A 21,819-nucleotide genomic window follows, 5' to 3' on the forward strand; every position below is an offset into this window, starting at 1 on the left:
GTCACCCCGAGATCCGACCAGGCGAGAAGAGGTTGGAGGGCAGGTCCACGCCGCGGGCGTGCAGCACCTCCATGAACCGCGGGCGCACGCCCGTGGCCTCGTAGGAGCCGGCCACCTTGCCGTCGGTCGAGCGACCCGCGCGGCGGAAGCGGAAGATCTCCTGCATGCAGATGACGTCCTCCTCCATGCCGGTGATCTCCGACACCGACACGATGCGGCGATGGCCGTCCTCCATGCGTTCGGCCTGGACCACGACGTGGATGGCCGAGGCGATTTGGCCACGCACCGAGCGGGCGGGGATGTCCAGGCCCGCCATGCCGACCATCTGCTCCACCCGGGAAAGGGCGTCGCGCGGGGTGTTGGCGTGCACCGTGGTCATCGAGCCGTCGTGGCCGGTGTTCATGGCCTGCAGCATGTCGAAGGCCTCGCCCGAACGGACTTCGCCGACGATGATGCGGTCGGGCCGCATGCGCAGGGCGTTGCGGACCAGCTCGCGCTGCTGCACCTCGCCCTGGCCCTCGATGTTGGCGGGCCGGGTCTCCAGGCGCCCGACGTGCGGCTGCTGCAGCTGCAGTTCGGCGGAGTCCTCGATGGTGATGATCCGCTCGCGCTCGTCGATATAGGCCGACATGGCGTTGAGCAGGGTCGTCTTGCCCGAGCCGGTGCCGCCCGAGATCAGCACGTTGCGGCGGGCCTGCACGACGGCTTCCAGCACAATGGCCATTTCCTGGGTGATGCTGCCCAGCTCGACCAGGCGGCTCATGGCCAGCGGCACGCGCGAGAACTTGCGGATCGAGACCAGAGGGCCGTCCACCGCCAGCGGCGGGATGATGGCGTTGACGCGGCTGCCGTCGGCCAGCCGCGCGTCGACCATCGGCTGGCTCTCGTCGATGCGGCGACCGACGGCGGCGACGATCTTGTTGATGATCCGCACCAGGTGGCGGGTGTCTTGGAACCGCACGTTGGTGCGGTGCAGGCGGCCCTGCCGCTCCACGTAGACCGTCTCGTGGGTGTTGATCAGGATGTCCGTGACGGTGTCGTCCTTCAGCAGCGGCTCGAGCGGGCCAAGGCCCAGCAACTCGTCCAGGATCTCGTCGACCAGCTGGTCGGTCTGGGCGGGCGTGAGCAGGCGCTTCTCGTCGGCCAGCAGGCCGCTGACCGCGCCGCGGATCTCCAGACGCAGGGTCTCGCGCGGGGTGCGGTCCAGCAGGCTGAGATTCAGAAGGTCGATCAGCCGCTGGTGCAGCCGCACCTTCAGGCCCAGGGCGTCGTCGATCGGCGCGGCCTGGGCGAACTCGGCCGCGGCGGCCTGGCTTTCGATCCGGCGGGTCTCTTCGCTCCAGAGCATGGCTTATCTCCCGACCTGGGCGAGGGCGACGGGCTGGGCCGGGACCAGGGTGTCGGCGAGGCGGCCGATCGCGGCCTCCAGCTTGCTGCCTCGGCGCACGGCGCTCAGGGCCAGGCCCTGGTTGATCGCCTGATGCATCAGCTTGCGGTCTTCGGGGACCACCAGGTCGAAGGGGCGGCCGATGGCCTGCTCGGCCGCCTTCAGCGACAGGCCGCTGGCGCCGTCGGGCTCGACCTGGTTGCAGACCAGTGTCACCGGAACGTCGTCCAGCCGCTGGGCGGTCAGCATGTGCAGCTGCCGGCGGGCTAGGTGCACGTGCGGCACCGACAGGTGGGTCACCAGCACGATCCGCTGCGACTGGCGCAGCAGGCGATTGGTCCAGGCGGTCCAGACCGTGGGCAGGTCGACCAGGGTGGTCTCGAAGTCGCGGCGCAGGGCGGCCATCAGGCCGTCGACGACGGTGGGGCTCAGGGCCTCGACCGGCATCATCTCCTGCGGGGCGCCCAGCACGGCCACGCCGCTGCGATGGCAGGGCAGGGACGAGGCGAAGGGCATCTCCTCCACCGCGCCGCCAGCCGCCAGGACCTGGCTCACCGTCACCGCGTCGCCGACGTCGAGATAGAGCGCGGCCGCGCCCATCTGCACGTCCAGGTCGGCCAGGCAGACCCCGGCGGGACCGGTGCGCCCGGCCAGCATCACCGCCGTCTGGGCGGCCAGGGACGTGGCGCCGACGCCGCCGCCGGCCTTCAGCATGCTGATGATCTCGCCGCTGCGTTTGTGCGCCCGCCCGGTGTCCAGCCGGCAGAAGATCCGCTCCAGGGCGATCGCCAGGGTGGTGTCGCTGACCGGCGCCGGCAGCACGTCGGCCGCGCCCTGATGCAGCAGGCGGCGCGTGGCCTCGATGTCGGCGCCGCGCATGGCCACCAGCACCTCGAACCGCCCGGCGGCCGCGGCGATCCTGCCGCCCATCCGCTCGACCTCTGCCGGGTCCGCGCCGTCCAGGCCGACGATCAGCAGGTCGAAGGCGTGGGCGGCCCGTTCGGGCCAGGCGCAGTCCAGCAGCCGGAAGGTCACGGCCGGGAACATCGCCGACAGCATCGCCACCGGCGGATCCGCGCCCAGGCCCACGCCGCACAGGCCCACGCGCCAGGCCGTCGGACGATGGGGTTGGGGCGGCGGCGCGGTCGTCTTGGGGCGGCCGAAATGGAGCAGGCTCATGACAGGCTCTCTCCGCTGAGTGTCGACGTCATGGTGGGCAGGTTGAAGGGCGCGACGCCGAAGATCTGCAGCGCGACGCTTTGGAAGGTGAGGTTGGCGACGCTGACGCTGACCAACGGCTCCATGTCCGGAGCGTAGGGGTTGCCCACCTTGCCGATGCCGACATGGCGATAGGCGATGGTCACGTCGGCGGCCGTGATGTCGGGCTGGTAGGCCTGCATCTTGTTCAGCACGGCCGTGAAGGTGGTGTTGTCGAAGCCCGGCGAGCCGCCGCTGCCTTGCGTCTGGGTGCAGGTCGAGTTCGAGCCGGTGCAGCTGAAGGCCATGTCGGGGACGGAGCCGCCCCCGGGGATGCCTTGGCTGATGCCGTCGTAGCTGGCCATGTAGCTGGAGACGATGGGGCTGACGACGGCCAGGCGCGCGCCCTCGCGGGTGGCGGTCTTGGCGGTGTTGATGGTCCAGCCCAGCCGGCCCATGTCGATCACCGCCAGCAGCATGACGATGAAGGCGAAGCACACCAGGCCGAACTCGGTCGCCGTGGCGGCGCTTTCGTCGCGGGCCAGCCGCGCCAGAAGGGAAGGGCGCCGGGTCATTCCGTCCACGCCTGCTGCGAGCTGACCGTGAACGAGGTCAGGGTGATGCCGGTCAGCGGGCCCAAGGACTCGATGTACGGCGGGGTGGCGGCGACCTGCACCCGGGGCACGCCGGTCATGCCGTCGTAGCGGCCCGAATAGGTCCCGCCGGCGTTGCTGACGCACGAGACGGTGACCACGACGCTGGCGTTGCTGGTCCAGGTCGCGATCAGCGGCGCGCCGGATCCGTCCTTGGTGCCGGTGCGGGTCAGGTTCTGGATGTTGGCGACGTCGCCGGCGTTGGTCAGGCCCGCGCAGGTCATCGGCAGGCGGGCGGCGTAGCGAGCCGCGTCGCGCACCGAGGAGACGGCGATGTGATAGTTCCAGAACAACCGCCCCGCGCCGACGAAGGCGAAGCACAGCAGCACCATGAACGGCAGCACCAAGGCGAACTCCACCGCCGCCGAGCCTTCGCGCCCGGCCCAGAGCCGTTCAGCCAGCCGCCTTGCGAGGGGGGGCGGCTAGTCATAGAGGCGCACCGAGTAGAGCATCGTCTCCGCGCCGACCGCCGAGGTGTCGGTGGTGGCGCCGACGACCTCGCCGTAGATCGAGTTGCTGACGGCGGGGCCGATCAGGAACAGGTCGACATAGGCGATGACGTGGACGGTGGAGCTGCCGTGGACGTTGTCGGCGTTGCAGTTGACGACGACCGCCGAGATGGTGCGCCGGTCGGGCGAGACCTGGGCGCCGGTCTTGTTGCACTGGGGCGCGGCGTAGTCGTGAGAGCCACTGGTGGCCGTCTGGCCGTCGGAGAAGGCGCCGGCCGGCTTGGCGATCGACCCGCTCAGCATCGCCAGCTCCCACTTGTAGACCTGGTAGCGCGTGGGGCTGGTGGCGCCGGCCACCGGCGCGGGGCCGTAGGCGCTCCAGCCCGTGCCTGTCGAGCCGGCGGGAACCTGCGGCGTGTAGGTCGTCGGGTTGATGCCGGAGTGGTTGGTGGCGAAGTACTGGGCGACGTTCCACACGCCGCTGCCGACCACGCTCGACTGATTGCAGTCACGGGGGAAGCCCATGCCGGTCGCGACCGCCGCGCTGCTGGAGCAGCTGTTGCTCGGCACGGCGACGGTGGGGGTGCAGGCGCTGTTGCCGGCGTTGGTCTTGGCGCCGACCATCGTGTTCATCGCCGGCAGGTACAGCGGATCGTTCTTCAGGCCGCTGGCCGAGGACCTGTAGATGTCGAAGCGGACGTTGAAGTAGTCGTCGGCCGAGGCGATGTTGCCCGTCTGGGTCTGGGCCACGGAACCGAAGCATTCGGTCAGCGGCGGGCTGCGCCCCATGGCGTTCTTGACGTCGGCCGCGCCCGAACCCACCGACAGGAAGCCGAAGTTGCCGGGGCCCCAGGCGCCGTTGCCGCCAGGCGGCGGGGTCAGGACGAAGTTCTTGCCGATGTAGTTGTCGCCGTCGAACGTCAGGCTGGTGGCCTCGTTCGGATTGCAGATCATCAGCGGCGGCACCTTGCAGATCGCCGTGCCGTAGCCGGCCACCGCGCGGGCGGTGGCGTTGAAGCCCGCGACGCCGGTCAGGGCGCCGAACACCAGGCCGCGCGGACGCGGCGCCAGGTTGATCCGGATGAACTTGGCCGTCGCGTCCGTGGTCGCCGTGACGTCCGGGTCGCGGCTGGAGAGGAAGGTGATGTCGCTGGCGGCGACGGCCACGTTGCTCTCGTAGGTGTCGCCCAGGGCCTGGCGATTGCTGACCAAGCTGCCCATGGCCGCGGTCTGGGCCCGGCCCATGGCCCCGCTCGTGCCGTCCAGCTGGCTGGCGCCGGCCAGGGCGGCGGCGTCGACCGCGTTCTCCAGCTCCGCCCTCAGGGCCAGGGCCCGGCTGACGTCGAAGGCCAGGCCTCCGACGGCCACCAGCCCGATCAGGGCCACCCCGGTGAGGGTGGCCACCGTACCGGAACGATCCTGGATGAAGCGATGAAGAAGGCGAGGGGCGAGCGACATGATCAGTTGGCCGGGGACTTGGCCGCTCCCTTGTTGTCGATGCTGGAGGTGCTGGCCTGGACGGGCTGGACCACCTGGTTCTTGCCGTAGCGGGTCGCCGCCAGGGCGGCCCGGACCCCGTCGCCGCCGGGCTGCAGCACGCCCTCGTAGCGGGCCTCCGGGTCGGCGATCTGGGCGGCGAGGTTGCTGCGCAGGGCCACGCCGAAGTCCGGCGACAGGTCCTTGCGGGCGTCGGTGCACCCGGCCAGGGCGGCCCCGGAAGCGGCGAGCGCCGCGGCGGCCAGCAGGAGCCTATTGAAGGACATGGCCTTGAGGTCCATCGACCCCTCCCTTGGCTGGTCGCTGGCTCGACTGGGTCTTGCCCAGCAGGAACAGCTCGGTGTCGGACGGCGGGACGAAGTTGTCGGCGGGCGTCGCCTGCCGGGCCCGTGTGGGGCGCACCAGGTGCGGCGTGACCAGGATCACCAGTTCGGTCTGGTTGCGCTGGTAGCTCGTCGAGCGGAACAGCGAGCCCAGGATCGGCAGGTCGCCCAGCATGGGGAACTGCCGGATCTGGTCCTGGTAGTCGTCGCGGATCAGGCCCGCGATGGTGAAGGACTCGCCGTCGCGCAGCTCGACCGTGGTCTTGGCCCGGCGCACCTTGATGCCGGGGATCCGCAGGCCGTTGCTGACGAACGAGGCGTTGGGGTCGATGCTCGAGACCTCGGGATTGACCACCAGGTTCACCATGCCGTCCTGCAGGACGGTGGGGGTGAAGGCCAGGCCGATGCCGAACTGCTTGAACTCGACCGTGATCGTCGACTGGCCGTTGTTCTGGTTCTGGGCGACCGGCACGGGGAATTCGCCGCCGGCCAGGAAGTTGGCGGTGTCGCCCGACATCGCCGTCAGGTTCGGCTCGGCCAGGGTCTTGACCAGGCCCTTGGTCTCCAGCGCGTCGAACAGCACGTCCAGGTCGACGTCGCCGGCCCGCAGCGGGAACTTCAGCAGCCCGAAGGTGTCGGTCAGGGTGGTGGCCACCCCGGTGTCGCCGGTGCCGATGACGAAGTTGTGGTAGTTCGGCGAAGCGGGATTGGCGGTGTTCATGTTCAGCCGCAGGGCCTTGGCCGTGGCGCGCTCCATCTCGACGATGCGCACCGACAGCGTGACCTGCTGGCTGCCCTGGACCGACAGCATGTTGACCACCTGGCCCGGCGCGAAGCTCTCGGCCAGGGCCGCGGCCCGCCCGGCCACCGCGCCGCTGCTGGCGGTGCCCGTCAGCACGATCGACTGGTTGCCCGAGGCGACCCTCAGGTTCTCCTCGTTGGGCAGGGCGTCGCGCATCCGCTGGCGCAGGGTCTCGACGTCGGCGGCCACCACCACGTTGGCGGCGGCCACCAGCCGGCGGCCCGGGCCGTAGGCGGTGAGCGTCGTGCCGCCAAGCTTCTTGCCGACGACGTAGACCGACCGCGAGGTCAGGGGCAGCACGTCGGCCGTCTCTGGATTGCCGATCATGATGTCGGTGTAGGGCGCGGGAAGCTCCAGCACCTGGGCCTTGCCGACGGCGACGTTGACCTCGACCTTGCGGACGGCGACGTCGGAGAGGGCGGCGGGGGCTTGGGCCAGGGCGGTGGTCGGGACCGCCGCCAGCAGGGGCAGCAGGCCGGCGGCCGCGGCCAGCAGCGAGCGTTTCAGGGTCATGTGAGCGGGTCCTGCGCCGCGCGCCTTGCTGGCGCGCCGGCGGGCGGGAGAGGGGGCGAGCGAGGCCATGGTCACAGCCCCACCCGATAGCCGGTCGTCTCGACGCCGCGCGTCACGCGGACCTCGGTGGACGACGGCGGCATGGAGGCGGCGGCGGGCCGGGGCGCGGCCGGGCGACGGGGCGCGACGGCGCGCATGGGCGCCGGCGAGGACGTCGAGACCTGGGTGGGGCCCATGCCGCGCGACAGGTCCGACAGCGTCATGGTCCGGCGGCCCAGCGGGGCCTGGTCCGAGATCTGCCGCAGCGACAGCGACACCGCGCCGACCGCCTGGGCCAGGGTGATGGCCTGGGCCTGGTCGGGCGTGACCTCGACGGTGATGGCCTTGACCACCACCGGCTTGTCGGCGCCCTGGTCGTCGGACTGGTCGACGCCGACGACGCGGACGTTCTCGGCCAGCACCTGGGTCAGGCTGGTCTCGGGCTGGTTGTTGTCCTTGCTGCGGGTCAGCAGCACGTCGACCCGGTCGCCCGGCAGTACGAACCCGCCGACGCCGGCGACGTCGTTGGCCCGCAGCGAGACCGCCCGCATGCCTTCGCCCAGCGAACTGGCGAGGTTGGAGCGGCCGCCCGAGCCCGACACGCGGTCGGCAAGGATCGGCTCGTTGGCGGCGATGTCCTTGAGCGCGATGCGCGCCCCGCCCGGACCGGCTGCGGCCTCGGGGATGGAGCGGAAGGCGCCCGCCGGCACGGCGTCGGTCGGATAGTGCGCGACCTTGAGCACCGTGGACTGGAGCTTGAAGCCTCTCGCCAGAGGCTGGCTGGCGACGACGACGGGCGTCGAGCCGGTTTCCTTGATCACCGGGACGTCAACGCGCCCGGCGCTCATATAGACCCGTGCGGCGAGCACGGCGCCCAGGCCCAGCACAGCGGCCGCGCCAAGGGATATGACGGTTTTCGTCTGCATTGTTGCGACCCCCTCCCCACGTCAGCGGGGAGCCTGTCCTGGCTCACCGCCATGGGTCGGCGACGCGGCTTGCCGCCCCGCGCCGCCGACGACTTGGTTCAGCAGTTCGCGGCCGACGGATTGGCCACGCAGGTGGCGGCGTCCGTGATGGCGGTCCCGATGTTGGTGCCCAGCAGCACCGCCGCGACGGCGATGGCGCTGCCGATGATGGCCAGGATCAGGGCGTATTCGGCCGCGGCCGCGCCGTCTTCCTCGAAGATCAGTTCACGCAGAGTATTCATGGCGTATCCTCCTCTAAGTGTTCTCGGCCGCGCTTCTTTTGCTGCGGACAAAGAAGAGGTTTCCCCCTTCGCCGTGAATTAACGGCTTAACGGTTTGGTAAGTAAATACATCGGCCGCTTTAATATGAAATCGATACGAAGGGCGGTCTGGCATATGTCAAATGGACTATTTTTCAGTATTTGAGGCGCAAACGTCGCGTGTTTGGCGAATATACTTTTGAGTGTGTATGGCCGTTGTCCGCTGGCTGGTTGTCGATGCGAGCGCTTCGCTTGGCGAATGTCCGCTTCTCCACCTCTGTAAGTTGTATTACTCAATTTGGGGGTGTCGAAAGGCTCGCACCAGGCGCCGTGCCGCGCATCCCTCCTGGATGTGGTGATCGCGTATGAACGATCACCTTCTCATTGAATTAATTGGATTTTAAAGGGCGTTGGACGCGCGCGGTGCGACAGGATGACGCTCTGGCCGTCGACTGCTCTTGGGGGCTCGGCGGGCCGTCCGCGGCGGCCGTATCGGTCAACCCCGGAGAGAAACTGCTGGTTTGTGAACTCGAATATCACCATCCAGTCACGGTTTGGCGCCTGGGGGTTCGGATCGTGGCGAAGAAGCAAACCATTTCGCGGCTGGCTCAGGCCGCCGCGCTCGTCGACCAGCTGATCCACGCCATCGATACCGAAGGCCTTTCCCGGCGAGAGGCCGCCGCGGCCGCCGCCCAGGTGCTGGGCCTCGTCCAGTCTCTTTCCCCGCGCGGGGATCCCGACGCCGCCGCCCTGAAGGCCGCCCTGGGGCGGCTGGCCGAACGCCTGGCCCTGGCCAAGGACGATCCGGCCGCGCCCGAGGCCCCGGTCGCCGAAACCACCGTCGCCGGATCCCGCTTCGCCAAGCGGCTGAAGCGCCTGGCCATGATCGTCACCGCCGGCGCGGTGCTGTCCGCGCCGATGGCCGCCGCCGCGCGCGAGACGGGCGCGGGCCTGGCCGGGGCGCTGACGGGCTCGTCGGCCGTGTCGATCGCCCTGATGGCCGCCCTGCCGGTCTATAATGTCGGCGACGCGATCCTGAACCCGGTGTCGGGCGCCAACGAGCAGGTGGTCGAAAAGCTGACCGACGCCGCCGCGGTCCGCACCGACGCCGGCAACATCATCTTCCTGGCCACCACGATCGGCGACACCTTCACCGATCCGCAGGACGGCAAGAACTACGAGGTCACCGCGGTCACTAAGAACGCCGACAACCGGGTGGTCGGGGTCACCACCAGAGAAGTCGGCACGACGACCCCGCTGTATAATCTGGCTGTCGTCACCAACAAGTCGACCGATATCGGCAATGTCGCCACCCCGCCCGGCACGGGCGGCGCCGGCGCGGGCAGTTTCGCGTTTACCCCGGCCACGGGCGACGTGAACACCTTCGCCGACGCCAAGTTCGGGGCCAACGGCGGCAACGGCCACGACGGCGGCGGCGTGAGCATCTGCATCCCGTTCATCGGCTGCGCCACCATCGCCTACAGCCCCAGCGCCGGCGGCGCGGGCCAGGCGGGTCCGACCGTCAGCCACGATCTGACCACGGCCAACTGGGGCGACATCCAGGTCGTTTCCGACAATCTGCCGGGCGTGGTGGTCTCCAGCGTTGGCGGCAATGGCGGCGGGGGCGGCGACGCCTACGGCAACATTCCGGGCGCGGCCGGCGGCGCGGCCGGCGCCGGCGGCACGGTCACCCTGAGCAGCGCGGTGACCATCGTCACCGACGGCGTCAATTCGCACGGCATCTTCGCCCAGAGCCGCAGCGGCCAGGGCGGCCAGGGCGGCACGGGCTACATCGCCGGCAGCGGCGGCACGGGGGGCACGGCCGGCCAAGGCGGTTCGGTCACCGTCACCAACACCGGCGCCATCCATACCGGCAAGGCCGGGACGATCGGCATCCTGGCCCAGAGCCTGGGCGGCGCGGCCGGCGGCGGCGGCGACAGCTACGGCATCATCGGCGACGCCGGCAGCGGCTCGGTCGGCGGCAACGGCGGCGCGGTGCTGGTCAACCAGGGCGGCGTGATCCAGACCAAGGGCAAGGACGCCTACGGCGTGCTGGCCCAATCGATCGGCGGCTCGGGCGGCAACGCTGGCGACTCCGGCGGCATCGTCACCTTCGGCGACAGCGGCAAGGCCGGCGGCACGGGCGGCTCGGCCCAGATCGTCGCCAAGTCCGGCTCGGCCACCGCCACCGAGGGCCAGGGCGCCCACGCCCTGTTCGCCCAGTCGGTGGGCGGCGGCGGCGGCAACGGCGGCGTCTCCATCGGCCTGGTCGCCCTCGGTTCCGGGGGCGGCGCGGGCGGAGCCGGCGGCCTGGCCAAGGTCACGGTCGAAAGCGGCGCGACGGTCTCGACCAAGGGCGCCGACGCCCATGCGATCTTCGCCCAGTCGGTCGGCGGCGGCGGCGGCAGCGCCGGCGTCAGCGGCGGTCTCGTGGCGCTGGGCGCCAAGGGCGACGCGGGCGGCGCGGCCGGAACGGTCGAGGTCTCCAGCAGCGGCGTCGTCTCCACCGACGGCGTGGATTCCCGCGGCGTCTTCGCCCAGAGCGTGGGCGGCGGCGGCGGCGCGGCCTCCGGCTCGGGCGGCCTGGTCTCGCTGGGCGGCTCCGGCGCGGCCGGCGGCGCGGGCGGGACGGTCACCGTGACCACCGGCGGCTCGGTGAAGACCACTAAGCAGGGCGCGGACGCCATCTTCGCCCAGAGCGTGGGCGGCGGCGGCGGTTCGGGCGCCAGCTCCGGCGGCGTCGTGGCCCTGGGCGGCACGGCCGGCGGCGGCGGGGCCGGCGGCGTGGTCACCGTCACCAACGGCGGCGTGGTCGAGACGGCCGGCGACAAGGCGCGCGGGATCTTCGCCCAGAGCGTGGGCGGCGGCGGCGGCAGCGGCGGCGACGGCGGCGGCCTGGCGACCATCGGCGGCAAGGGCGGCGCGGCCAGCACCGGCGGCGCGGTCACCGTGACCAACACCGGCGCGATCACCACCAAGGGCGATCTCTCCAGCGCGATCCAGGCCCAGAGCGTGGGCGGCGGCGGCGGCGACGGCGGCAGCACCGGCGGCGTCTTCCTGACCATCGGCGGCGGCGGCAACACCGGCGGCGGCTCCGGCGTGGTCACCGTCAAGCACGCGGGCGATCTCTTCGCGGGCGGCGACGATTCCCACGGCATCTTCGCCCAGAGCGTGGGCGGCGGCGGCGGCAACGGCGGCTCCAGCATCTCGATCAGCGCCTTCGCGGGCGTCGCCATCGGCGGCGACGGCTCGGTGGGCGGCGAGGGCGGGACGGTCGACATCGACCTGAGCCAGAGCACGGCGACGACCGGCGGCTCCAGCAGCCTCGTCGATCCGCTGATCGTCACTGGCGGCGATCGCGCGCGCGGCATCTTCGCTCAGAGCGTGGGCGGCGGCGGCGGCTCGGGCGGCTTCGCGGCCCAGGTCTCGGCCGGCTACGGCGTTGGGGCCAGCGCCGCCGTGGGCGGCCGCGGCGGGGCCGGCGGCAAGGGCGGCACGGTCGACATCGACGGCGACGTGCTGATCCTGACCAAGGGCGACTATTCCGAAGGCCTGTTCGCCCAGTCGGTGGGCGGGGGTGGCGGCAGCGGCGGCTTTGCGCTGTCGTTCGCCTTCGCGGCCGGCGAGACGGCCGCGGCCGCATTCTCTGTCGCGCTCGGCGGCAAGGGCGGCGACGGCGGCGAAGGCGGCCTGGTCGACATCAAGTCGGGCGGGGCGATCGTCACCGAAGGCAAGTTCTCCACCGGCCTCGTCGCCCAGAGCGTGGGCGGCGGCGGCGGCAACGGCGGCTACACCGTCAGCTTCTCGGGCGCGGGCGCCGGCGTTGCCTCGGCCTCGGCGGCCGTGGGCGTCGGCGGCAGCGGCGGCAAGGGCGGCAAGGGCGGCGTGGTCGACGTCGACTTCGACGGCGCGATCACCACGGGCGACGACGACTCCATCGGCGCGCTGATCCAGTCGGTGGGCGGCGGCGGCGGCGGCGGCGGTTTCAACGTCTCGGGCGCGATCGCCGTGGCCGGCACGGCCGGCGTCGGCGCCTCGGCCGGGGTCGGCGGCAGCGGCGGCGACGGCGGCATCGGCGACTCCGCCACGGGTCGGATCGGCGGCGACGTCGCCACCAGCGGCGACCGTTCGACCGCCGTGATCGTTCAGAGCGTGGGCGGCGGCGGCGGCTCGGGCGGCTTCAACGTCGCCGGCTCGATCGGCGGCGGCGGCACGGCCGGCGTCGGGGTTTCGGTCGGGGTCGGCGGTTCGGGCGGCAAGGGCGGCAACGCCGGCACGGCCACGGGCACGGTCGAGGGCGACATCCACACCAAGGGCGTCCAGTCCGGCGGTCTGCTGGTGCAGAGCGTGGGCGGCGGCGGCGGCTCGGGCGGCTTCAACGTCTCCGGCGCGATCGGCGTCGGCCAGACGGCCGGGGCCGGTATCTCGGTCGGCGTCGGCGGCGCGGGCGGCGGCGGCGGCGACGGCATGCTGGCAATCGCCAAGATGATCGGCGACACCCTGACCGAAGGCGCCGACGCCGACGGCGTGGTGGCCCAGAGCATCGGCGGCGGCGGCGGCAGCGGCGGCTTCAACGTCTCCGGCTCGATCGGCGGCGCGGCAACGGCGGCCGGCGGCATCAGCGTCGGGGTCGGCGGCAGCGGCGGCGACGGCGGCAAGGGCGGCGAGGTCCGTCTCGACGTCACCGGGACGACCGCCACCAAGGGCGCGCGCAGCGACGCCATCATCGCCCAGAGCGTGGGCGGCGGCGGCGGCAGCGGCGGCTTCTCGGTCGCAGCCGGCATTGGCGTCTCGGCCAACGGCGCGGGCACGGTCAGCGTCGCCGTGGGCGGTTCGGGCGGCAAGGGCGGCGATGCCGACAAGGTCACGCTCAAGGTCAACGATGGCGCAGCCGACCCGCTGGGCGACCTGATCGCGGCGGTCACGGAAGGCGAGGGCGCGCGCGCCATCGTCGCCCAGTCGGTGGGCGGCGGCGGCGGCAGCGGCGGCTTCACCGTCGCCGGCGGTTTCTCGGCGGCCAAGAGCGGCGCGGGCAATATCGGGGTCGGCGTGGGCGGCGGCGGCGGCGACGGCGGCGACGGCAAGGCCGTCACCGGCAAGATCACCGGCGACGTCGGCACCAAGGGCGCGGACGCTTCGGGCGTGCTGGTCCAGAGCGTGGGCGGCGGCGGCGGCAGCGGCGGCTTCAACGTCACCGGCGGCATCGCCGCGTCCAAGAGCGTCGCGGGCAACATCCTGGTCGGGGTCGGCGGCTTCGGCGGCAAGGGCGGCGACGCGGGCAAGGTCGACGGCGGGGTCACCGGCGACATCGTCACGGTGGGCGATCGCGCCTTCGGGGCCAGCTATCAGAGCCTGGGCGGCGGCGGCGGCGCGGGCGCCTTCAACATCACCGGCGGGATCAGCCTCGCCGCCAGCGGCGGCGGAACCGGCACGCTGGGCGTCGGGGTAGGCGGCTTCGGCGGCGACGGCGGCAAGGCCGGCGAGGTCGACGCCTCCCTGACTGGAAACATCTGGACCAAGGGCGACGACGCCCACGGCGCCCTGCTGCAGAGCGTGGGCGGCGGCGGCGGTTCGGGCGGCTTCAACGTCACGGGCCTGGTCAGCGCCTCGCAGGGCGCCAACGGCGCTGTCGGCTTCGGCCTGGGCGGCTTTGGCGGCGGCGGCGGCGACGGCGACATCGTCAAGGGCGTGCTGACGGGCAACGTCACCACCGAGGGTGACGGCTCGTTCGGCGCCATGCTGCAGAGCCTGGGCGGCGGCGGCGGCAACGGCGGGATCAACGTCAGCGGCTCGGTCGCGCTGTCGGCAGGCAGCAATGCGGCCGTGGCCATCGGCCTGGGCGTCGGCGGCTTCGGCGGAGGCGGCGGCGACGCCAAGGACGTCACCGGAACCGTGACCGGCCGCTACCAGACCTCGGGCGACGAGGCAGACGGCGTGGTGGCGCAGTCGATCGGCGGCGGCGGCGGTTCGGGCGGCCTCAACGTCTCGGGCGCGGTGGCGGTCAGCGCCGGCACGGCCGGCACGGGCTCCGTCGGCATCGGGGGCTTCGGCGGTTCGGGCGGCGACTCCGGTGCGGTGACCCTCACGCGCGTCGGCGACACCGTCACCGACGGCGCCAACTCCGACGGCGTCATCGCCCAGAGCGTCGCCGGCGGCGGCGGCCGGGGCGGCATCAACGTCGCCGGCGGCTTGTCGGCGACCACCAAGGGCAGCGCGGGCAGCTTCGGCTTCGGCCTGGGCGGCTTCGGCGGCGACGGCGGTCAGGCGGGCGACGTCAAGGCCACCGTCACCGGCAATGTCTGGGCCCAGGGCGTCGGCTCCGACGTCACCACGCCCGAGACGATGGTGACCATCCCGCTGCTGGCGGCCGGCACGGACTTCACCTTCACCATCCCGGCCGACCGCGCGCGCCTGAACGGCTCCAACGGCGTCGTGGCCCAGAGCATCGGCGGCGGCGGCGGCTCGGGCGGCCTCAACGTCACCGGCCAGCTGTCTCTGACCACCCCGGGCGGCTCGTCGTCCGGCCGGGCGATCTCGCTCGGCGTCGGCGGCTTTGGCGGCGCGGGCGGCGACGCGGGCAAGGTCGGCCTGACCATCGCCGGCCCGACCGCCGACCACGTGCAGGTCACGGCCGTCGGCGACGACCGCTACGCGGCGGTCGCCCAGTCGATCGGCGGCGGCGGCGGCGCGGGCGGCATCAACGTCTCGGGCGGCATCGCGCTCGACGGCCAGCTGACCGCCGGGATCGGCGGCTTCGGCGGAGACGGCGGCGTCGGCAAGGGCGTCGAGGCCGACGTCACCGCCAACCTGTTCGCGGCCGGCGACCGCTCGAGGGGCCTGATGGCCCAGTCGATCGGCGGCGGCGGCGGCGCGGGCGGCATCAACATCTCGGGCGGCGTCAGCGCCGACACCTCGAACAAGGAACCGTCGATCGTCTTCGGCCTGGGCGGCTTCGGCGGCGCGGGCAACATCAGCGGCGACGTCACGGTCGCCCAGGACGGCCAGGTCTGGGTCGAGGGCGTCGACGCCATCGGCATACTGGTCCAGAGCGTCGCCGGCGGCGGCGGCTCGGGCGGCCTCAACGTCGCGGCCGACGTCAACATGGGCAAGTCGACCTCGCCCTCGAACGGCTACGCCATCGCCGTGGGCGTCGGCGGCAAGGGCGGGACCGGCGCCGACGCCGGCGACGTCTCGCTGGACAGCGTCGGCGACGTCATCGTCAACGGCAAGCTCAAGGCCAATCCGGTCGCCGGCCAGGACACGCTGGAGGCCGTCGCGTTCACCGGCGGCGCCAAGGGCATCCTCGTCCAGTCGATCGGCGGCGGCGGCGGGGTGGGCGGCGTCAGCGCCACCGGCGCCATCGCGCCCTCCGGCAACCCGATCGCCCTGGGCATCGGCGGCTCGGGCGGTTCGGGCGGCAACGCCGGCATGGTCACCGTCGTGCGCGGCTACGCCGACGACGGCTCGCTCGACGCCCACCTGATCCGCACCTTCGGCGACAATTCCAGCGGCCTCGTCGCCCAGAGCATCGGCGGCGGCGGCGGCTCGGCGGGGATGAACTTCACCATCGCCGCCACCGTCGGCAACAAGTCCGACAACCCGGTCGCGGCGATCATCACTGTCGGCGGCGACGGGGCGGGTGCAGGCTCGGGCGACACGGTCGACGTCACGCACGCGGGCAATATCGTCACCGACGGCGCCCACAGCGACGGCCTGCTGGCGCAGAGCGTCGGCGGCGGCGGCGGTTCGGGCGCCTTCAACATCGGCGCGGGCGTACTTAAGGACGCCACCGCCCTGAACATGGCCATCGGCGGCGCCACCGGCGCAGCCGGCGACGGCGCCGACGTGACGGTCGACCACCTTGGGACCATCGTCACCAAGGGAGACAACTCGGTGGGCCTGCGCGCCCAGTCGATCGGCGGCGGCGGCGGCAACACCGGCCTGGACATGGCCATGGGGCCGCTGAACCGCAACGAGGTCAACATCACCATCGGCCGCCTGGGCGGGTCGGGCGGGGTCGGCGGCAAGGTCGACGTCAATTCCAAGGGCGTCATCGACACCACGGGGAACGAGTCCTCGGCCATCTTCGCCCAGTCGGTGGGCGGTGGCGGCGGCGCGTCGAGCGCCACCACGGTCAGCATCACCGGCACGCGCGGGCAGGGCGAGAACGCCGAGTCCTTCGGCGGCGCGATCAGCGTCGGTCTCGACGGCGGCCTTGGGGCCGAAGGCGGCGACGTCTCGGTCAAGGCCGAGGGGGGCTGACCACGCGCGGCGACGACGCGCGGGGAATTTTCGCCCAGAGCCTGGGCGGCGGCGGCGGCGTCGGCGGCGGCGCTTCCAACACCATCGTCCGTTCTTCGGCCGCGGCGGCTGTCGGCGTCGGCGGCAAGGGCGGCGTCGGCGCGATCTCGGGCAAGGTCGAAGTCGACAGCGCCGCGACCATAGTGACCGAGGGGGCGCGCTCCGACGGCATCCTGGCCCAGGCTGTCGGCGGCGGCGGCGGTCTCGGCGGCATGACCCGCACGGTCGCCCTGCAGATCGGCGGCGCGCCTTCCGGCACGACCACCCGCACCGCCACGGTCAGCGTCGGCGGCGACGGCGGCAGCGGCGCGGTCGGCGGCGCGGTCGAGGTCAAGAGCAGCGGCGTCGTCTACACCAAGGGCGACGAGGCCTTCGGCATTCGCGCCCAGTCGATCGGCGGCGGCGGCGGCATCGGCGGCGCGGTCCTCAACGTCCGCGCCCAGGGCACGAACAGCAACGACTCCTTCGACCTCAACATCGGCGGCTCTGGCGGAACCGGCGCCGCTGGCGGCATGGTCGAGGTGCTCAACACCGGCCTGATCGTCACCGAGGGACGCGGCGCGGCCGGCATTTCAGCCAACAGCATCGGCGGCGGCGGCGGCGACGGCGGCATCGTCGCCGAGGTGGTCGGCGGCTACACTGGCGCCGACAAGCAGAGCCACCGCTACGTCATGAACATCGGCGGCTCCGGCGGCGACGGCGGCACGGGCGGCGACGTCACCGTGACCAACCGCGCCGTGGCCGGCGTCAAGGACAGCGGCACGATCTCGACCTCGGGCGAGCGGGCGTACGGCATCTTCGCCCAGAGCCTGGGCGGCGGCGGCGGCAACGGCTCGACCATCCTGTCGCTGACGGCCCTGAAGAGCGGCGAGAACAGCGCTTCGGTCGGCCTCAACATCGGCGGTTTCGGCGGAACCGGCGACGGGGCCGGCAAGGTCGTCGTCGACAACGCCGGCCTGATCCAGACCACCGGCGCGGACGCCTACGGCGTGCTGGCCCAGTCGATCGGCGGCGGCGGCGGCAACGGCGGCATGGTCATCGCAGCCAACCTGCTGATCGGCGCGCTGTCGAACGCCCCGCTCGTCTCGCTGGGCGGGATCGGCGGCGACGGCGGAGACGGCGGCGAGGTGATCGTCGCTAACAGCGGCCGCATCCTGACCACCGGCGCCCGCGCCCACGGCATCGTCGCCCAGAGCATCGGCGGCGGCGGCGGCGACGCCCAGATGGGCTTCAGCCTGACCGGCGAGGCCAAGAGCCTGATCCTGTCCAACGCCCTGGCGGCGACGGTCGGCGCCGTCGGCGGCGGCTCGGGCGGGCAAGGCGGCGCGGTCGGCGTCAACCATTCGGGCGACATCACCGTGCTCGGCGACGGGGCCATGGCCATCAAGGCCGAGAGCATCAACGGCGGCGGCGGGACCCTGGGCCTCGACTTCTCGGGGATCATCGGCCTGCCCGGCCAGCCCTATCTCAAGCCCGACGGCTCCACCGGCCGCGTCGACCCGATGGTCGTCGCCAAGGCGGGCGCCGAGAACGTCTCCGGCGCGGCCGGCGGCCAGGTCACGGTCAAGTCGAGCGGCACGTTCGGCGCGGCCGGCAAGAGCGGCGTCGCCTCGTTCGCCCAGTCGATCGGCGGCGGCGGCGGCGCGATCGACCTCAAGCTGCTGCTCTCGGGCCAGTTGGACGAGGTCAATGTCGACGCGCCGGTCGCCAGCCAGGTCAAGCTGGATCTCGGCGGTTCGGGCGGCCAGGACGTCGGCGGCGGCTCCGTCGCCAGCGAGCACACCGGCCAGATCGTCACCACCGGCGTCAACACGGCCGGCGTGCTGGCCCAGAGCATCGGCGGCGGCGGCGGCCGCGCCTCGGGCGACCTCGCGGTTCCAACCGGCGCCCTGCTGGGGACCACCACCCTGACCCTGGGCGGCGTCAACCAGTCCGGCGCGGCCGGCGGCGGCGTCACGCGGACGCAAGGCGGCGCGATCACCACCACGGCCGCCAACGCCACGGGCGCGATCCTGCAGTCGATCGGCGGCGGCGGCGGCTCGGCGGGCCTGAACCTGTCGGGCGCGGGCGCTGGCGGCGCGAACGTCGCGGCGGCCTTCGGCGCCCAGGGCGGCGCGGGCCTGTCCGGCGGCGACGTCTCCGGCGCCTTCACCGGCGGCGTCGCCACCTTGGGCGACCACGCCCTGGGCCTGGCGGTCCAGTCGATCGGCGCGGGCGGCGGCGAGGTTCATGTGACCGGTTCGCCCAAGCTGTCGGTCACCCTCGGCGGGACCGGCGGCGCGGCTGGCGACGGCGGCGACGTCGTGCTGACCAACAGCGGCGCGATCCAGACGGCCGGCGAGGGCGCCCACGGCGTCTTCCTGCAGTCGATCGGCGGCGGCGGCGGCGCGGCCTTCGGCGGCTCGACCGCCTCGACCGTGGCGCTCAACGCTGGCGGCGTCGGCGACGGCGGCCATATCGACTTCCGCCAGACCGGCGACATCCTCGCCGGCGGCGCTGGCTCTTACGGCGTCGTGGCCCAGAGCCTGGGCGGCGGCGGCGGCTGGGTGGACGGCAAGTTCGCCGGCGCGGCCGGCGGCGCGGGGCAGGGCGGGGCGATCGACCTTGTGCTCTCCGGCCAAGTCTATGCGGGCGGGCTCGACTCCACCGCCGTCCTCGCCCAGAGCCTTGGCAAGGACGGGGCGGGGAACATCGCCGTGCGGACCACCGGTTCGGTGCGCGGCGGTTCGGGAACCGGCGCCGGCGTCCAGATCAGCGGCGGCGCGGCCAACGGCCTTTCCAACTCCGGCCTGATCTCGGCCGTCTCGGGCAAGGCCATCGTCTCGGGCCAGGGCGACGAGCGGGTCGACAACCGCGGCGTCGTCATCGGCGACATCGATCTGGGCGCGGGAACCAACGCCTTCGACAACCAGGTCGGCGGGGCCTTCATGGCCTTCAAGACCATCGACCTGCGCGACCCGGCCGGAACCGGTCCGGTGTCGACGTCGGGCGGCGGGATCTCTACCCTCGGCGTGTCGGCCCAGGCCGTCCCGAACGGCGCGGCGACCTTCACCAACGCCGGCGACTTCCTGATGGGCCTGTCGGCCGCGCGCGTGCCGATCGACCTGGCCGGCGGCGCGACCTTCGCCAATCTCGATGGCGCCGGCGACGCCAGGACCAACGCCTATTACGGGGCGCGGGTGATCAACACGGTCGCCCTCGACGGCCACTTCGTGCAGACGGCGACCGGCCGCTCGGTCTTCGACGTCGCCTTCGGCCCCTACGCCTCCGACCGCGTCGACGTCACCGGCGACGTCAACCTGGCCGGAACCGGCGACGTCACCCTGACCTGGCTGCAGGACGCCAAGCCGGTGACGCTGTTCTCGGCTGGCGGCTTGGCGACCGACGCCGGTTTCAAGGTCACCGACACCCTGGCCATGGACTATCGCGTCCAGACCAGTGGCGGCGCGGTGCAGCTGGCGTTCGACACCCACTTCGACCAGGGCTTCCTGGCCCTGAACGAGCGGGCGCTGGGCAAGCACATGAACTCGGCGATCACGCTGGGCGACAGCGGCGGCGTCGGTCGCCTGATGGCCCTGATCGGCAACCTGCAGGTCGGGCAGGAGGCCGCCTACAAGGCGATCTTCGCCAACCTGAACCCCGAGCCGCACCTGGCGCCGCTGCGCAGCCAGCTGGCTTCGGCCAACGGTTTCTCGCAGCAGCTGTTCGGCTGCGCCAACCCGACCCTCCAGGTCGACGGCAAGTGCAGCTGGGCGGTGATCGAGCGGGCCGTGGCCGACGGCGAGCGCGACGCCGACACCCTGGCCGTCAAGGCCGAGGGCGGTCGCCTGCGGGGCGGCTTCGAACAGTCGCTGGACGGCGGCTGGTCGTTCGCCACGGCCGTGGGCTACGAGCGCCTCGACCGGGTCAAGGTCGACGGCGGCCGATCCTGGTCGCAGGGCCAGGGCTTCAGCGCCGGCGCGGGCTTCAAGCGGCGCTCCGGCGGGGCGGAGATGGCCTTTTCGCTGTCGGGCGGCTGGCAGTGGATGGAGACGGCGCGCCTCGTCGACGTCTTCACCATCGGCCGCGCCGAGTCCGATCCGGAAAGCGGCTATGTGCGCGCCGACGCCCGCTTCGCCTACGTCATGGAGAACGGCCGCCTGTTCGTGCGTCCGGCGCTCAACGTCTGGGGCACGGGCCTGCATCAGCGCCGCTTCGAGGAGCGCGGGCTCGACGGCCTGGGCGCGCGCGGCCTTTCCGACACCCAGTGGATCGGCACGGCCAATCCCGAGCTGACCCTGGGCTTCGTGATGAAGGAGACGGCCCGCAGTCAGGCGGCGGTGTCGTTCACCGTCGGCGGGCTGTTCAACTCGACCGACAGGATCCAGATGCCGTTCCAGCTGCTGGGCGCCAACGCCTCGGCCGACCCGGCGCAGATCCGCACCGCGCTCGACCGTTCGGGCTGGCGCGCGGGCGTCGACTTCCACGTGATCGGCGACGACCGCGTTTCGGTGAAGTTCAACTACACCACCGAGTTCGGCGACCGCACCAGCAACCAGGCCGCCGGCCTGAACCTGCGGGTGCGGTTCTAGGAGATCGGGAGCTTCGGGAGGGCGCCGTTTCGGCACGGCTCCTCCCGAAGTTGTCCCCGGAGGTGCGACATCCGGGGCACAGTCGGGTTTAATTGACGCTAGGGCGCGCAACGCTCTGGCGGCGAGGCGGCTTGATCTCCATGTGGTGGCTCGAAGGACCCCCATGGACAACTTGCTTCAATCCGTCGCCGCTTTCGTCACCGAGCACCAGAGCTGGGCGGGCTTGATCCTTGGGGCGCTCACCTTCGCCGAATCTCTCGTGCTGATCGGCGCCTTCGTGCCGGCGACCGCCTTGATGCTGCTGGCCGGCACACTGATCGGCGGCGGCGTGCTCGACCCGTTCGAAGTGCTGCTGTGGTGCACCGTCGGCGCGGTGCTGGGCGACGCGGTGTCCTACGCCCTGGGCCGTCGCCTGGGTCCGCGCGCGCTGCGCATCCCCGCCTTCCGCGACCATCGCCGCACCATCGCCCGCACCCGGCTGTTCAATCGCCGCTTCGGCGTCGCCTCGATCTTCATCGGCCGCTTCTTCGGTCCGCTGCGGGCCTTCGTGCCGATCATGGCCGGCATCCTGCAGATGAAGTCCCTGACCTTCCAGACCGCCAACTTCCTGTCGGCCATCGTCTGGATCGCCAGCCTGCTGGCGCCCGGCTATCTGGCCGCCCGCAGCCTGTCGGGCGTCAGCCTGGAGCTGGGCCTGGCCATCTCGGCCGGCGTCGCCCTGACCGTCCTCGGCGTCGTGGTCGCCTGGCGTCTGGCCGCCTCGCGCCGCGGCGCTGCCGCCGCCAAGGCCCGGGCCGCCGCCTCGACCGAGGTCGCGGTGCAGGTCGTCGAACTGAAGCCCAAGCGCGCCTGACGCGACGCG

At 72.5% G+C, this 21,819-nt stretch carries 12 protein-coding genes; 3 read left to right on the top strand and 9 right to left on the bottom strand.

Annotation, left to right across the window (positions count from 1 at the left end; translation table 11 throughout):
- Position 1: 1 nt before the first annotated feature.
- From C1707_RS16615 to C1707_RS16655, 9 genes are all read right to left on the bottom strand, one after another.
- Positions 2-1,348, bottom strand: coding sequence for a TadA family conjugal transfer-associated ATPase (locus C1707_RS16615; RefSeq protein ID WP_101713262.1), 1,347 nt, complete (start codon positions 1,346-1,348; stop codon positions 2-4).
- Positions 1,349-1,351: 3 nt separating this feature from the next.
- On the bottom strand, positions 1,352-2,566 hold the full coding sequence (locus C1707_RS16620; RefSeq protein ID WP_101713261.1) for a CpaE/TadZ family protein: 1,215 nt from the start codon (positions 2,564-2,566) through the stop codon (positions 1,352-1,354).
- Positions 2,563-3,159 carry a TadE/TadG family type IV pilus assembly protein gene (locus C1707_RS16625; protein ID WP_101713260.1) on the bottom strand — a complete coding sequence of 199 codons (597 nt, stop codon included), beginning with the start codon at positions 3,157-3,159 and terminating at the stop codon, positions 2,563-2,565. Before C1707_RS16625 ends, C1707_RS16620 begins: the two co-directional genes overlap by 4 nt.
- Positions 3,156-3,596: a TadE/TadG family type IV pilus assembly protein gene (locus tag C1707_RS16630; RefSeq protein ID WP_123170768.1), complete on the bottom strand. Its 441-nt coding sequence runs from the start codon at positions 3,594-3,596 to the stop codon at positions 3,156-3,158. Before C1707_RS16630 ends, C1707_RS16625 begins: the two co-directional genes overlap by 4 nt.
- A gap of 63 nt (positions 3,597-3,659) precedes the next feature.
- A complete protein-coding gene (locus C1707_RS16635; RefSeq protein ID WP_101713258.1) occupies positions 3,660-5,144 on the bottom strand; it encodes a TadE/TadG family type IV pilus assembly protein in 1,485 nt (494 codons plus the stop codon).
- A 2-nt stretch (positions 5,145-5,146) separates the two neighbouring features.
- The gene (locus C1707_RS16640) at positions 5,147-5,449 is read right to left on the bottom strand and encodes a hypothetical protein (protein WP_145998374.1); all 303 of its coding nucleotides are present in this window, start codon (positions 5,447-5,449) and stop codon (positions 5,147-5,149) included.
- Complete coding sequence (locus tag C1707_RS16645; RefSeq protein ID WP_164467376.1) at positions 5,436-6,821, bottom strand: type II and III secretion system protein family protein; 1,386 nt, start codon at positions 6,819-6,821, stop codon at positions 5,436-5,438. The genes C1707_RS16640 and C1707_RS16645 overlap by 14 nt, the downstream gene beginning before the upstream one ends.
- Before the next feature lie 71 nt (positions 6,822-6,892).
- The gene (cpaB, locus tag C1707_RS16650; protein WP_101713255.1) at positions 6,893-7,786 is read right to left on the bottom strand and encodes a Flp pilus assembly protein CpaB; all 894 of its coding nucleotides are present in this window, start codon (positions 7,784-7,786) and stop codon (positions 6,893-6,895) included.
- A gap of 98 nt (positions 7,787-7,884) precedes the next feature.
- Positions 7,885-8,067, bottom strand: coding sequence for a Flp family type IVb pilin (locus C1707_RS16655; RefSeq protein ID WP_058347900.1), 183 nt, complete (start codon positions 8,065-8,067; stop codon positions 7,885-7,887).
- 594 nt (positions 8,068-8,661) lie between these two features.
- Between C1707_RS16655 and C1707_RS26215 the strand changes: the two genes are divergently transcribed.
- The 3 genes from C1707_RS26215 (at position 8,662) to C1707_RS16680 (ending at position 21,810) form a co-directional block, all read left to right on the top strand.
- Positions 8,662-16,347: a hypothetical protein gene (locus C1707_RS26215; protein ID WP_164467377.1), complete on the top strand. Its 7,686-nt coding sequence runs from the start codon at positions 8,662-8,664 to the stop codon at positions 16,345-16,347.
- 182 nt (positions 16,348-16,529) lie between these two features.
- Positions 16,530-20,957, top strand: a complete 4,428-nt coding sequence (locus C1707_RS16675) for an autotransporter outer membrane beta-barrel domain-containing protein (protein ID WP_123170769.1) — start codon at positions 16,530-16,532, stop codon at positions 20,955-20,957.
- A 163-nt stretch (positions 20,958-21,120) separates the two neighbouring features.
- The gene (locus tag C1707_RS16680) at positions 21,121-21,810 is read left to right on the top strand and encodes a DedA family protein (RefSeq protein WP_101713253.1); all 690 of its coding nucleotides are present in this window, start codon (positions 21,121-21,123) and stop codon (positions 21,808-21,810) included.
- Positions 21,811-21,819: the final 9 nt, after the last annotated feature.

Origin of the sequence: Caulobacter flavus (assembly GCF_003722335.1) — a bacterium.
In the GTDB taxonomy this organism is placed as follows: Bacteria; Pseudomonadota; Alphaproteobacteria; order Caulobacterales; family Caulobacteraceae; genus Caulobacter; species Caulobacter flavus.

Bases quoted from the DNA above. Each gene is read 5' to 3' on its own strand.
- C1707_RS16615 (WP_101713262.1), bottom strand. From the start codon at position 1,348: ATGCTCTGGAGCGAAGAGACCCGCCGGATCGAAAGCCAGGCCGCCGCG.
- C1707_RS16645 (WP_164467376.1), bottom strand. From the start codon at position 6,821: ATGACCCTGAAACGCTCGCTGCTGGCCGCGGCCGCCGGCCTGCTGCCC.
- C1707_RS16620 (WP_101713261.1), bottom strand. From the start codon at position 2,566: ATGAGCCTGCTCCATTTCGGCCGCCCCAAGACGACCGCGCCGCCGCCC.
- C1707_RS16655 (WP_058347900.1), bottom strand. From the start codon at position 8,067: ATGAATACTCTGCGTGAACTGATCTTCGAGGAAGACGGCGCGGCCGCG.
- cpaB (WP_101713255.1), bottom strand. From the start codon at position 7,786: ATGCAGACGAAAACCGTCATATCCCTTGGCGCGGCCGCTGTGCTGGGC.
- C1707_RS16635 (WP_101713258.1), bottom strand. From the start codon at position 5,144: ATGTCGCTCGCCCCTCGCCTTCTTCATCGCTTCATCCAGGATCGTTCC.
- C1707_RS16640 (WP_145998374.1), bottom strand. From the start codon at position 5,449: ATGTCCTTCAATAGGCTCCTGCTGGCCGCCGCGGCGCTCGCCGCTTCC.
- C1707_RS16625 (WP_101713260.1), bottom strand. From the start codon at position 3,159: ATGACCCGGCGCCCTTCCCTTCTGGCGCGGCTGGCCCGCGACGAAAGC.
- C1707_RS16680 (WP_101713253.1), top strand. From the start codon at position 21,121: ATGGACAACTTGCTTCAATCCGTCGCCGCTTTCGTCACCGAGCACCAG.